Here is a 12,462-nt window from a genome sequence, read left to right on the forward strand (position 1 = left end):
GCATGAAACGTGGACGCTGCTTGACCCTGCGCCCCATGCCCTCACATTAGCGGCATGTTTCTCCGTCTCTTCACCGATCTGCGCGCCGCCAAGGTCCCAGTGACCTTGCGCGAATACCTGACGCTGCTTGAAGGGGTGGAGGCCGATCTGGCCGAACACAGGGTCGACGAGTTCTACTATCTCGCCCGCGCCACGCTGGTGAAGGACGAGCGCCATCTCGACAAGTTCGACCGCGTCTTCGCCCAGGTGTTCAAGGGCATGGAGACGCTGCAGCAGGCGATCGAGGAAGCCGGCATTCCCGAGGAATGGCTGCGCAAGCTCGCCGAGAAATTCCTGACCGACGAAGAGAAAGCCCAGATCGATGCGATGGGCTGGGAGAAGCTCTGGGAGACGCTGAAACAGCGGCTCGACGAGCAGAAGGGCCGCCACCAGGGCGGCAACAAGTGGATCGGCACCGCCGGCACCTCGCCCTATGGCGCCTATGGCTACAATCCCGAAGGGATTCGCATCGGCCAGAACAAGAACCGCAATTTCCGGGCGGTGAAGGTCTGGGACAAGCGCGAGTTCAAGGATTTCGACGACACGCGCGAGCTCGGCGTTCGCAACATGCGGATCGCGCTCAGGCGCCTGCGCCGCTTCGCCCGCACCGGCGCGGCCGAGGAACTCGATCTCGACAACACCATTTCCGAGACCGCCCGGCACGGCTACCTCGACGTGAAGCTTCGCCCCGAGCGCCGCAATGCCGTGAAGGTGCTGCTCTACCTCGATGTCGGCGGCTCGATGGACTGGCATATCGAATTGGCCGAGGAGCTGTTCTCGGCGGCGCGGGCCGAGTTCAAGCATTTCGAGCATTTCTACTTCCATAACTGCCCCTATGAGCGGGTCTGGAAGGAGAACCGCCGGCGCCACGACCAGCAGATCGCGACCTGGGACGTTCTCAGGACCTATCCCTCCGACTACCGGCTCGTCTTCGTCGGCGATGCCTCGATGAGCCCCTACGAGATCGCGATGCCCGGCGGCTCCGTCGAGCACTGGAACGAGGAGGCCGGCGAGGTCTGGATGGAGCGTCTGGCGACCAAATTCCCGATATCGGTCTGGCTCAATCCGGTGCAGCAGAACCTCTGGAACTACACCCAGTCGATCCGCCAGATCGGCGGTTTGATGGGCGGGCGCATGTTCCCGCTGACGCTCGACGGACTGGATGGCGCGATGAAGGTTCTGGCACGGTGACGAAAGCGATCATGGACGAGGACGATGACGGCCCCGCCCCGAGCTGGCGCCAGCGCCCCAAGCCGGTGGGCTTCGAGATCGCCTACAAGCTCGACGGCGATACGCTCGAGGTCGATCGGACGCGCCGGGTCGACAGCATCCGCCTGAGTGCGGTCGAGCAGGTCCGCTTCGTCTATGCGCCCGGCAATATCTCGTCGAAGGGCTACAAGACGCAACTCCGGCTCAGCGACGGCCGCACCGTGACCTTCGGCAACCTGTCCTGGCGCTCGCTCACCGATCTCGACCGCGACGATCCGCGCTATCGCCGCTTCGTCACCGCGCTGTCGGCCGCGATCGCGCGGGCCAATCCGCGCGCGCGCTTCGTCGCCGGACGACCCAGGCCGATCTGGCTCGGCGTCGCCGCCCTCGGCGCGCTGTCGCTGCTGATGCTCGCGGCCTTCACGCTGCGCGCCTTCCAGCAGGGCGCGAACAGTGCCGGGCTGCTCGGCATCCTGCTGATCGCCGCCTCGTTCTGGCAGGTCTGGCCGCTGGTCAGTCTCAACCGGCCGCGCGAACTCGCGACCGGCGAGGTGCCCGACAGCCTCGTCCCGGGTGGGACGAGCTGAGGCTCAGCGGACGACCAGCACAGAGCATTTCGCCCGGCGCACGATGGCCGAGGCGTTCGAGCCGATGACATAGGCGAGCATGCCGGGCTCATGCGAGCCGATGACGATGAGATCGGCGCCGCTGGCGTCGGCCTCGGCCAGCACCTCGCCATGGACGGAGCCGATCAGGACCTTGGCCGAGACCTGCTCGGCTGGGAGATCGACCTTCGCTGCGATCTCGGCGAGCTTCGCCTCGGCATCTTCCTGCTGCTCGGAATCGAAATCAGCCGGCACGAACTCCATGTAGGTGACCGGGATGAGCGAGCGGACATAGACCAGACGCAGCCTCCCGCCCGAAGCCTTCGCAAAGGAGACGGCCGCTGCGAGCGCCGGCTGGGCAAGCTCGGCTTCGGCGAGATCTACGGGGACCATGATCGATCTGTACATCGCATCCTCCTAGGCATCGGGCCGAAAAATGGGCGCCACTTTTCGGGAGTCCGGATGATATCACAAATGCCTGGATCGCTGTTGCCGCGCCCGGTGGAATGCGCGCCGATCCAGACGGGTGTGCAACCATCATGGAGTTTGCCAGCATCGGCGCCATGATCCAGCGCAAAATGCCGGATGCGGTGCGATGCCGCGCGGGTCTAGCCCTGGCGCTCGGGCGTACGGACGATCAGCCCGTCGAGATCGTCGCGGATGCGGATCTGACAGGAGAGGCGCGAATTCGGGCGAACGTCGAAGGCGAAGTCCAGCATATCCTCCTCCATCGGCTCGGCAGGGCCGACCGCCGCGGTCCAGGCATCGTCGACATAGACATGGCAGGTGGCGCAGGCGCAGGCGCCGCCGCATTCCGCCTCGATGCCAGGAACCGCGTTGCGGATCGCCGTCTCCATCACGGTCGAGCCGGTTTCGGCCTCGACGGTGCGGCTCTCTCCATGAGCGTCGATGAAGGTGATGTTAGGCATGGGAAACTCCGGCGGCGCGATCTCCGGCACCGCTTAGAGCATTTCAAAGCGGCACGGAACGGGTTTTCCCGCCGCAGGCGTGCTCAGGCGGCGCAATCGGAGCGTGCGATCACCGCCCTCGCCTCGGCGGCCGCGAGGGCGAGCGCATCGAGAGCGCTTTCGCTCGCCTTCTGCTCCGGCCCGGCAAGACCCTCCTCGATGCGGTCGGCAGCCTCGGCGACCTGCCAGGCGCCGACGGCCCGCGCCGCGCCCTTCAGGCTGTGGGCGGCATCCATCCGCACCTGCCGGTCGGTGCTGCCGTGGATGGCTCGCAGATGGACGACGCATTGCTGGGCGAAGAGCACCAGCAATTCGCGCTCCAGCTCGTGGTCGCCTGCGGTCTGGCGGGAGAGATAGGCGAAATCGATGGCCTTCTCGGTCATGTCAGGAACTCTTCGACATCGGTCATCAAATGGCCGCACGGGCCGGTCTCATGCCCTTCAGGAAGCGCCCGGATGGTGAACGAGGCGTTAACGACGTTTGTGAATCACGTGGTCAAATGGGTTTCCAAGGGTCCAGGGGTCCACTACCCTTCCAATTGGTAAATGATGGGCGCAGTGTCTCCGTTCACCCGGCCAGAGGCGGCATGGGGCGACGGTGGTCATCGTACGCGCCCATCGTCAGTAGCGTGACGAGGCGGCAACGATGAATCGACCCAAGAAGCTCCAGGACCCCACTGAAGCTGCGATGTCGGCGATCGAAGAGGCTCTTCGCCTTGACCAGTCCAAGGACGGCGCCGAGACGCCGGTCGAGACCGAGCCGCGACTGCCCTCGACCAGCGAGAACGACCTGAAGCTCGAATTGCCGCGCGTCGAGCCGGCTCCGGCGTCGCCTCCGCCGGCCCTTGCCACTCCTCCCCAGCAGCCGGCGCAGCCGCGTGCCGCGATCGCGCCCGATACCAGCCGCGTCGCCAATGACGACCGCCGCGATTCCAGCTCGCTGGTCCAGGCCTTCGCCGTGCGCCCGTCGCGCAAGCCCTACTGGTTCGCCGCGCTGTCGTCGCTGGCCTGGCTGGGAGGCGCCGCCTTCGTCCTGCTCGGCCGCTACGGCTCGTTCAGCAACGGCCTGCCCGAGCCGGTCGCCAGCTTCGGCATCGGCGAATGGACGCTGCTCGCGCTCTCGATCGGCGCGCCGGTCGTGTTCTTCTTCGTCCTGGCGGCGCTCTATCGCCGCACCCAGGAGATGCGCCTGATCTCGCGCGCCATGACCGAGGTTGCGCTGCGCCTGGCCGAGCCCGAGGTCGCCGGCGCCGATTCCGTGCTGTCGCTGAGCCAGACCATCCGCCGCGAGGTCGCCGCCATGGGCGACGGCATCGAGCGCGCGGTTGCGCGCGCCGGCGAACTCGAAACCATCGTGCGCGGCGAAATCTCGACGCTGGAGCGCGCCTATGCCGATAACGAGATCCGGCTGCGCTCGCTGATCGACGAGCTCGTCACCCAGCGCGAGGCCGTGGTCGGCAATGCCGAGCGCGTCAAGATCGCCATCAGCGGCGCCCATGACGGGCTCGCCAAGGACCTCGACAGCGCCAGCCGCGCCATCGCGGAAGCCGTCTCGCAGGCCGGCGACCGCGTCACCGGTTCGCTCGGCGCCAAGGGCGACCAGATCACCCAGGCGCTCGGCCGCGCCGGCGAAAAGATGATCGAGGAGATCAGCGGACGCAGCCACGACCTGGTCGAGCGCCTGCAGGTCACCTCCGGCGAGGTTTCCGAGCGGCTGGCAGGAGCCAGCGACAATCTCTCGACCATGCTCGACGGCCGGGCCAAGGAAATCGCCGGTTCGCTGGAGCGCACCGGCGCCGTCCTCACCGAGGGCCTGACCACCGGCGCCCAGGACGTCACCCGCGCCATCAGCGAGACCGGCAACCAGGTCGCCGAAACGCTGACCGGCCGCGTCGAGACCGTCAACGAACTGCTCAAGAACACCGGCGAGACGCTCGCCCGCGACATCTCGGCGCGTGGCACGGAAGCGGCCGAGCGCTTCGAGGTCAGCAGCCGCAGCATGGTCGCGCTGATCGAGAGCCAGAGCGAGGCCCTGCAGGCGCGTCTGGCGGAATCCGGCGAGGCGCTGCGCAGCGCGCTTTCCGACGAGGGCGAGAGCGTCACCACCCGCCTCGCCGAGGTCGGGCGCGGGGTCAACAGCCTGCTCAACCGCCAGAACGAAGCCATCGCCACCCGCCTCACCGAGGTCGGCGAGAACGTCCACGGCCTGATCGGCACGCATGGCGATACGCTGGTCAGCCGCCTCAACGAGACCGCCCGCACCGTCGACGACGTGCTGCGCGAGCGCAGCGAGGCGATCATCCTGCGCGTCAACGATGCCAGCCAGTCCCTCAGCGAGTCTGTCGCGCAGCATGGCGACGCGCTCACCGGCCGCATCACCGACGTCGCGGGCCAGGTCCACGGGCTCTTCACCGACCAGGGCAGCAAGCTCGTCGACCGCCTCAACGAAACCGGCCAGACCGTCCATACCCTGCTCGACCAGCAGGCCGAGAAGCTGGTCGGCCGCGTCTCCAGCGCCGGCAGCGAGCTCGCCGATCTCGTCGGCCAGCAGAGCGACGGCGTCGTCGAGCGTGTCGCCGAAGCCGGCCGCAACCTCGCCAGCCTGATGGGCGAGCACAGCGACGCAACGGTCTCGCGCGTCTCCAATGCCGGCGCCGATGTCGCCAAGCTATTGTCGGAGCGCAGCGAAGCTCTGGTTTCCAGCGTCTCGGGCGCCGTCAACACCGTCGAAACGCGCCTGCGCGACGAGAGCGAGCTGCTCGTCAGCCGCCTGACCCAGGCCGGCCAGGAGGTCGGCACCATCGTCGGCAACGAGAGCGAGCGCCTGATCACCGGCCTGTCCGAGACCGGCATGCGCGTCAGCGCCCTGCTCGACGAGCAGGCCGGCGCGATGACCGTCAAGGTTTCGCAGGCCGGGCTCGAGATCAAGGACCTGCTCGGGAACGAGAGCCAGGCCTTGGCCAGCCGCGTCGCCGATGTCGGCCGCTCGGTGCATGGCATCCTGTCGGAGCGCAGCAACGCCCTGATCTCCCGCCTCGCCGAGACCGGCGCCAGCATCGACCAGCAGCTGGACGAGCGCGGCGCCCATCTGGCCTCCCGCATCACCGGCAGCATCGAGGCGGCGCAGAACGCCCTCGAACAGCAGCAGACCGGCTTCCTCGCCAGCGTCAGCGACACGGCTGAGAAGGTCGGCTCCCTGCTCGGCGAGCAGCGCGAGACCATGGTGCGCGACCTCGTCAGCACCGGCCGCGAGGTCCACACCCTGCTCGGCGAGCAGAGCGAGGATCTGGCGCGCCGCATGACCGAGGCCACCCGCACGCTCACCGAGACGATCAATGTCGACGGCCGCCATGTCGCCGACCGCGTCACCGAGGCGACGCAGGGGCTGCGCGACACCTTCACCGTCCATGCCGAGGATGCGCGCACCCTGCTCGCCGGCACCGGCCGCGAGATCGTGCTGGCGCTGACCCAGCAGGGCGGGCGCGTGAACGAGGCGCTCTCGGCCAATGCCGAGTCGATGCTGCGTTCGGTCGAGGGCCGGGCCCAGGCGCTCAACGAGGCGCTGGCGCTGCGCCACGACGCGCTGACCAAGCTCTTCGACGAGCGTGGACATGAGATCGAAACCGCGCTCGGCGGACGCCTCTCGGCGTTTGCGGCGCTGTTCGACACGCAGGGCCGCGACGTCGAGAATGCGCTCGCCGCGCGTCTCGGTGCCTTCGAGGACCTGATCGTCGTCCAGGGCGGCACCCTGACCGCCAAGATCTCCGGCGATGCTCAGCAGCTCACCACCGCGCTGCATGCCGGAATCGCGCAGGTCGAGAAGCTGATCTCCGAGGACGGCGTCGCGCTGGCCGACAAGGCCGGGACGCGTGCCCTCGAAGCGGCCGAGCTGCTCGCCAGCCGCACCCGCGAGGCCGCTGACGCGATGGAGAGCCAGATCAAGCTGTTCGAGGATCGCTCCGGCGCCAAGAGCGCCGAGATCGCCGGCACGCTCGACAGCCTGATCGCGCGCATCGACGGCAGCCTCGGCTCGCGCGCCACCGCCCTCAACGAGGCGCTGGTCGAGCGCACGGTCGACATCGCCCGCGTGCTGGCCGAAGGCGGACGCGAGGTGACCAAGGCGCTCGCTGCCAAGGCCGACGAGATCGGCGAGGTCGTCACCTCCAAGAGCGAGTCGCTCACCCGCACGCTCAGCGACAAGGCCGATACGATCAACGCGACGCTGGGCGGCCGGGCCCTCCAGATCGCCGACACGCTCGACCAGAGCGTCGCGCGCTTCGAGGAGCGCGTCGTCAACCGGCTCGACACCGTCTCGCATACGCTCGACACGCGCGGCGACGAGATCGCCACCACGCTGCAGGGCCGGTCCGAGGCCATCGCCTCCGTGCTCGCCGAGCGCGCGCAGGAATTGCGCGCCCTGTTCGACGACCAGGGCGGCGGCATGGTCTCGGCGCTCGCCGGCCAGAGCGAGGCCATCGCGGCCGCGCTCACCGAGCGGGCCGAGCAGTTGCGCACCCTCTTCGACGATCGCGGACTCGGCATCGTCGCGGCGCTCGGCCGCCGTGGCGACGCCATCTCCGGCGCGCTCGACCAGCGTGCTGAGCAACTGCGCGAGATCTTCGAGGGCCAGGGCGCCGGCCTCGTCACGGCGCTGGAGCGCCAGGGTGCGGCCGTGGCCTCGTCGCTGGAGGAACGGACGAGCGCCCTGCAAGCAGCCTTCGACGCCAGCGGCAGCGGCCTCGTCGCTGCCCTCGGCCGCCAGGGCGAGACGATCACGCAATCGCTCGACCAGCGCGTCGATGCTCTCCACGCAGTCTTCGACGCCAAGGGCAACGGCCTTGTCGCCGCTCTCGGAGAGCAGGGTGCAACCTTCAGCCAGTCGATCGACGAGCGCATCGCGGCACTGCGCGCCGCCTTCGACGCCAAGGGCAACGGTCTCGTCGCTGCGCTTGGACAGCAGGGTGCGACGCTCACCCAGTCGATCGACGAGCGCGTCGAGACCCTCCGCGCCGTGTTCGATGCCAAGGGCAACGGTGCCGTCGAGGCGCTGAATGAGCGCGGCGAAGCGCTGGCCAACGAGTTCGCCACGGTCGGCGAGACGGTGGTGCGCGCACTCGAAAGCCGCGGCAATGCGCTTGTCGCCGGCCTGCGCGATCGCGGCGCCGCCATCGCCAACGCGGTCGAAGCCTCGTCCAACGCGCTGCGCGAAACGTTGGAATCCGGCTCGAAGCAATCGGTCGACGCGCTGGTCGGCACCAACGAGCAGCTGCGCGAGGAACTCGGCGGCATGCTCGGGCGTCTCGGCGAGGCCAACAAGCTGATGCAGCAGATCGTCAACGGCGCGAACAAGAACCTCGCCGCTGTCGAGAACAGCCTGTCGACCCGCGTCGGCGAATTGCAGACCGTCATCGGCACCGTGATGGCCGAGGCCGGCTCGGCCTCGCAGCAGGTCACGACGCAGATCGCCGAGCTGAAGAGCTTCTCGGAAGGCACGCTGCGGGAGACGACCGCGCTGATCGGCCAGCTCGACGATCGCGGCACCTCGCTCAACGAGGCGACCCAGGCCAGCAGCGCGGCGCTCAACGCCGTCGCCGGCCGGCTGGAGCAGATCGAGGGCCGCGTCGGCAAGGCGCTGTCCGAGCGTCGCGAGGCGCTGGAGCAGTTGCACGGGCTCATCGCCAACCGCACCGACGATGTCGAGGCGATCACCCGCTCCTTCGCCTCGCTGATCGACGATTCCCTCAACACAGCGGAATCGCGGGCCCGTCAGATCGGCACGGTCCTGTCCGACTCGGCGGAATCGACGACGAACGCGATCGCTCAACAGTTCGAGGCGATCCGTTCCGCCACCGGCCAGGAGCGCGAGCGCACAGCGGAGGCCCTGCGTGCGGCCTATGCCCAGGTCTCGACCGAGATCGGCGGCGAGATCGCCAAGGTGACCGAGCGCTTCCAGAAGGCGGCGCAGGACATGCGCGGGATCACCGGCGACATCCAGCGCGAGCTGGAGGCGACCCGCGCCGAACTGAAGCGCGGCGTGCTCGAACTGCCGGCGGAAGCCCAGGAATCGACCTCGGCCATGCGCCGGGTCGTGGCCGAGCAGATCAAGGCACTGAACGATCTCACCGAGATCGTGACGCGCGCCGGCCGGCGCGGCGATGTCTCGCTGCCGATCGACCATGCTGCCAACCGGCGCTCGGCCGCGACTGCGGCTGTGACCGCCGCCGTTGCCGCCCCTGCCCCGGTAGCTCCGGCCCGGCCTGCCCAGGTGCTCTCGCCTGTAACCCAGCCCGCCCCGGCCGCGGAGGAACCGCTGCTGCGGCCGTCCCTCGATGCCACGGCAAGCGAGCCCGAACAGCCCACCACGCCGCGCGGGAGCACGCGCGCCGAGCCGGCGCCTGCGCCAAGCCGCACGGCTCCGGTGCAGGAAGCGCCGCGCCGCCAGCCGGAGCCGATTGCGCAGCCGCCCAAGGCGGGCTGGCTCTCCGATCTGCTCACCCGCGCCTCGCGCGAGGACAAGCAGCCGGAGCCGAGCAAGACGACGACGCATTCGATCGAGAAGCTCGATTCGCTCTCCGTCGATATCGCGCGGATGATCGACCATGATGCCGCGGTCGAGTTGTGGGACCGCTACAAGCGCGGCGAACGAAACGTCTTCACCCGCAGGCTCTACACGCTGCAGGGCCAGCAGACCTTCGACGAGATCCGCCGCAAGTATCGCCGCGATGCCGAGTTCAAGGATACGGTCGACCGCTATATCGACGAGTTCGAGCGCCTGCTCGGCGAAGCCGCCAAGGACGACCGCGACTCGATGGTGGCCAAGACCTACCTGACCTCGGAGACCGGCAAGGTCTACACGATGCTGGCCCATGCCAGCGGGCGCTTCGAGTAGGCGTCCGCTTCCCGATCGAAACGAGAAAGGCCGCCCGAGAGGGCGGCCTTTGCTTTTCAGGGGCGCGCCGAAAGCGCCGAACGGCCGCCTAAGCCGCTGCCTGGAAACGCGCTTCGCCCCGGTTCACGAAGCAGGTCTTGTCGAACAAGGCAAGGTCGAGCGGATTGGGCAATCGCACATCCGCGATCTCGGGAAACGGCTTGCCCGAGGCTGCATAGGAGCGGTCGATCTGCGAGATGAAGACGAGGATCAGGCCCCTCGCCCGCGCGAAGGCCTTCAGCGCCTTCACCTGAAGCGCCAGCTCCGGTGTGTCGCGGCGCTGGTCGAGCAGTTGCAGATAATCGATCACCGCTACCGTGCCGCGCGGCGCGTTGCCGAGGGCCGCGACGATATAGTCCGCGCTGATCGCATCGGAGCAATCGCAGTCGAACCGGTCCGCGAACTCACGCGGCTCGATGTTGATCGCGCGCAAACGGGACAGCACATCCGCCGGCGTGTATTCGAGGGTGAGGAAGATGCCCCGGCGCCCTGCCCGCATCGCTTCCGCCAGCAGGGCAAGGCTCGCCAGCGTCTTGCCTTGCCCAGGCCGCCCCGCCATCAGGACGAGATCGCCCGGTTCCAGCAGAGGCCACAGCTCGCGGACGGATGTCATCCCGGGCTGCTTCGCCGTGAGCAGGCTCCAGCTGCGATAGCCTTCCTGAGCCGCGATGCGATCAAGCGCGACGTGGAGCGGAATGCGTTCTGCGCGGCTCTGCAGCTTGGCCTTGCGCTTCAACTCATGGATCGGGGCCGACAAATTCATGACGTGAACCTCCTATCGCGAGCAGCTGGCGCAATCCCTCCTCATGCGTGATGCCCGGACAGTCGGTCTGGTCGTCGGAAATGCCCCGCATGATGATGCTGCCCCGGCTGGAGGGGGGAGGCTCGGGCCGAGCCGGAATCAGAGCCTAGCGCAGAGGCGCAGTGAAGGAAATCGCGGCCTGCCGGCGAGACGCGCTCAGCGCGCCCAGCGCACGATCTCGACCAGCACCTGCGACAGTGCCCGGTCGAGCGCCTGGGTCGCGCCCGGCCCGTCAACCGCGCCGGCAGCGACACGGGCGGAGAACAGCCGCGCCCGCTGGATCTGCCCCGTGCGGTCGCCGACGATCCGGGCGGTGATTTCGACGACAGCCGTTCCCGTTGCAGCGTCGATGTTGAAGCTGCGGATATTGGTGTTGAGCTGGACATCGGGCGAGATGCGCTGGCCGGGCCCCGAGACCGACCCGACCCGGCCGGCATTCTCGAAGGTCTGGATCAGGCGGGCCTGCACCAATGCCGGAACCCGGTCTGCCCATTGCGCGCCGCCGACGAAGGAGAGCGCACCGCTCGAATCCTTGACGATGACGCGGTCGGAATCGAGCGCCTGGACCGCCGTCGGCTCGGCCACGACCATCGCGCCCCGCGAGCCGCCGACCTTGCCGAAGCCTCCGGGCGCCGAGAGGTCGAAGGTGGTCGGGGTCGCCCCGCCACCGCAGCCGGCAAGGAGAGCGGCCGCAGCCAGGGCCAGGGCCGGGAGGAAGCGGCGAGTCCGGCGGACCGGAGGAAGCTGAACCTCGGTGGTCATGACGCTAGCGGGATCCGTTATATTGGGGGAGCGGCGGCTTGCCGCCGAAGATGAACTGCTGCGGGTTGCGTTCGAAATTCCGCAAGGTGCGGTTGAGTTCCGTCAGGGTCTTCTTGCCGTCGGCAGCCAGCGATTCGACATCGCGCAGGCCCGGCCCGGTGAAGCGGCTGATGCCGGCCGTGATCTCGGCCGTGCGCTTGTCGAGGTTGTCGGCCAGCGTCCGGATCGACTTGGCGGCATCCGCGACCTCCTGGAAGGCGCTGCGACCATCGGGACCAGATCCGGATTCGAGGAAACCCTTCGCCGCCTGCAGCACGCCCTCGACCTGATCGGCCGCCTTGTCGAGCTTGGCCGAGATCGAGGCCGCGTCCTTGACCACCTTCGCGACGTCGGCGCTGGAGCCGCCGAGCGCGCCGGTGAACTTGTCGACATTCGCGATGATGTTGCTGACCTTCTCGCGATCGACCGAGCGGACCACGGCGGTCAGCTCCTCGCTCAGCGATTGCAACTTCTGCGAAAGCGGCTGGATCGTCTCGGCGATGTTGCCGAAGCCGGCCATCAGCTTGTCGAGACCCTCGGCATTGTTGCCGAGCGCCTGCGAGAACTTCTCGACGTTGCGGACGGTGTTGTTGATCGGCGTGGCGTTCTGCTTGATCAACCCGTCGAGCGACGTGAGCATCCCATCGGCCCTCTGCGCGACGTTGCGGACCGTCTCGATGATATCCTGCAGTTCGGAGCGCTCGGCGATGATCGTCGGCATCGGCTCGCCGGGCTTGGCGATCAGCACCGGCGCAGATGGATCGCCGCCGATAAGCTGCAGCGCGACCACGCCGGCCAGGCCTTGCGCCTCGATGCGCGCGCGCGTGTCGTCGCGCAGCGGCGTCGTGCTGGCGACCTGGATCACCGCGTAGATGCGGCGCGGATCGTCCGGCTGCAGCTCGATATTGGTGACTTCGCCGACCCTCAAGCCGTTGAACAGCACGCTCGACCCACGGCCCAGCCCCGTCACCGTGCCGGTGAAGATGACGCGGACATTTTCCTTGCGCCCGGTCCCGCCGCTGTTGAACCAGTAGACGAAGCCGAAAGCCGCCGCGAGGACCGCGAGCGTGAACAGACCGACGAGTGCGTAGTTGGCGCGCGATTCCATCGT

At 68.2% G+C, this 12,462-nt stretch carries 9 protein-coding genes; 3 read left to right on the top strand and 6 right to left on the bottom strand.

Annotated elements, in window-relative coordinates; all coding sequences use genetic code 11:
• The first annotated feature begins 54 nt into the window (after nt 1-54).
• Nucleotides 55-1,230 (top strand): vWA domain-containing protein, encoded by a 1,176-nt coding sequence (locus tag ASE61_RS03145; RefSeq protein ID WP_061964516.1) that lies wholly within the window; start codon nt 55-57, stop codon nt 1,228-1,230.
• 11 nt (nt 1,231-1,241) lie between these two features.
• Nucleotides 1,242-1,835, top strand: a complete 594-nt coding sequence (locus ASE61_RS03150) for a hypothetical protein (RefSeq protein WP_061964519.1) — start codon at nt 1,242-1,244, stop codon at nt 1,833-1,835.
• A gap of 3 nt (nt 1,836-1,838) precedes the next feature.
• Here ASE61_RS03150 and ASE61_RS03155 read toward each other — a convergent pair whose 3' ends face one another.
• From ASE61_RS03155 to ASE61_RS03165, 3 genes are all read right to left on the bottom strand, one after another.
• On the bottom strand, nt 1,839-2,261 hold the full coding sequence (locus ASE61_RS03155; RefSeq protein ID WP_061964521.1) for a universal stress protein: 423 nt from the start codon (nt 2,259-2,261) through the stop codon (nt 1,839-1,841).
• A gap of 200 nt (nt 2,262-2,461) precedes the next feature.
• Nucleotides 2,462-2,782: a 2Fe-2S iron-sulfur cluster-binding protein gene (locus ASE61_RS03160; RefSeq protein WP_061965556.1), complete on the bottom strand. Its 321-nt coding sequence runs from the start codon at nt 2,780-2,782 to the stop codon at nt 2,462-2,464.
• An 83-nt stretch (nt 2,783-2,865) separates the two neighbouring features.
• Nucleotides 2,866-3,204 (bottom strand): Hpt domain-containing protein, encoded by a 339-nt coding sequence (locus ASE61_RS03165; RefSeq protein WP_061964523.1) that lies wholly within the window; start codon nt 3,202-3,204, stop codon nt 2,866-2,868.
• A gap of 262 nt (nt 3,205-3,466) precedes the next feature.
• Here ASE61_RS03165 and ASE61_RS03170 point away from each other — a divergent pair, with 262 nt between their 5' ends.
• Nucleotides 3,467-9,709, top strand: coding sequence for a hypothetical protein (locus tag ASE61_RS03170; RefSeq protein WP_082617051.1), 6,243 nt, complete (start codon nt 3,467-3,469; stop codon nt 9,707-9,709).
• Between the two features lie 88 nt (nt 9,710-9,797).
• On the opposite strand, the gene ASE61_RS03175 is transcribed toward ASE61_RS03170, so the two are convergent.
• The 3 genes from ASE61_RS03175 to ASE61_RS03185 form a co-directional block, all read right to left on the bottom strand.
• The gene (locus ASE61_RS03175; protein WP_061964527.1) at nt 9,798-10,511 is read right to left on the bottom strand and encodes a DNA helicase; all 714 of its coding nucleotides are present in this window, start codon (nt 10,509-10,511) and stop codon (nt 9,798-9,800) included.
• Nucleotides 10,512-10,706: 195 nt separating this feature from the next.
• Nucleotides 10,707-11,312 carry an ABC-type transport auxiliary lipoprotein family protein gene (locus ASE61_RS03180; RefSeq protein ID WP_061964529.1) on the bottom strand — a complete coding sequence of 202 codons (606 nt, stop codon included), beginning with the start codon at nt 11,310-11,312 and terminating at the stop codon, nt 10,707-10,709.
• A 4-nt stretch (nt 11,313-11,316) separates the two neighbouring features.
• Nucleotides 11,317-12,459, bottom strand: coding sequence for an MlaD family protein (locus ASE61_RS03185; protein ID WP_061964531.1), 1,143 nt, complete (start codon nt 12,457-12,459; stop codon nt 11,317-11,319).
• Nucleotides 12,460-12,462 lie beyond the last annotated feature (3 nt).

The organism is Allobosea sp. Root670, from assembly GCF_001429415.1.
Lineage (GTDB): Bacteria > Pseudomonadota > Alphaproteobacteria > Rhizobiales > Beijerinckiaceae > Allobosea > Allobosea robiniae.

Excerpts from the sequence above, each read along its gene's own strand:
- ASE61_RS03170 (WP_082617051.1), top strand. The coding sequence starts at position 3,467 with ATGAATCGACCCAAGAAGCTCCAGGACCCCACTGAAGCTGCGATGTCG.
- ASE61_RS03150 (WP_061964519.1), top strand. The coding sequence starts at position 1,242 with ATGGACGAGGACGATGACGGCCCCGCCCCGAGCTGGCGCCAGCGCCCC.
- ASE61_RS03155 (WP_061964521.1), bottom strand. The coding sequence starts at position 2,261 with ATGTACAGATCGATCATGGTCCCCGTAGATCTCGCCGAAGCCGAGCTT.
- ASE61_RS03160 (WP_061965556.1), bottom strand. The coding sequence starts at position 2,782 with ATGCCTAACATCACCTTCATCGACGCTCATGGAGAGAGCCGCACCGTC.
- ASE61_RS03180 (WP_061964529.1), bottom strand. The coding sequence starts at position 11,312 with ATGACCACCGAGGTTCAGCTTCCTCCGGTCCGCCGGACTCGCCGCTTC.
- ASE61_RS03145 (WP_061964516.1), top strand. The coding sequence starts at position 55 with ATGTTTCTCCGTCTCTTCACCGATCTGCGCGCCGCCAAGGTCCCAGTG.
- ASE61_RS03175 (WP_061964527.1), bottom strand. The coding sequence starts at position 10,511 with ATGAATTTGTCGGCCCCGATCCATGAGTTGAAGCGCAAGGCCAAGCTG.
- ASE61_RS03185 (WP_061964531.1), bottom strand. The coding sequence starts at position 12,459 with ATGGAATCGCGCGCCAACTACGCACTCGTCGGTCTGTTCACGCTCGCG.
- ASE61_RS03165 (WP_061964523.1), bottom strand. The coding sequence starts at position 3,204 with ATGACCGAGAAGGCCATCGATTTCGCCTATCTCTCCCGCCAGACCGCA.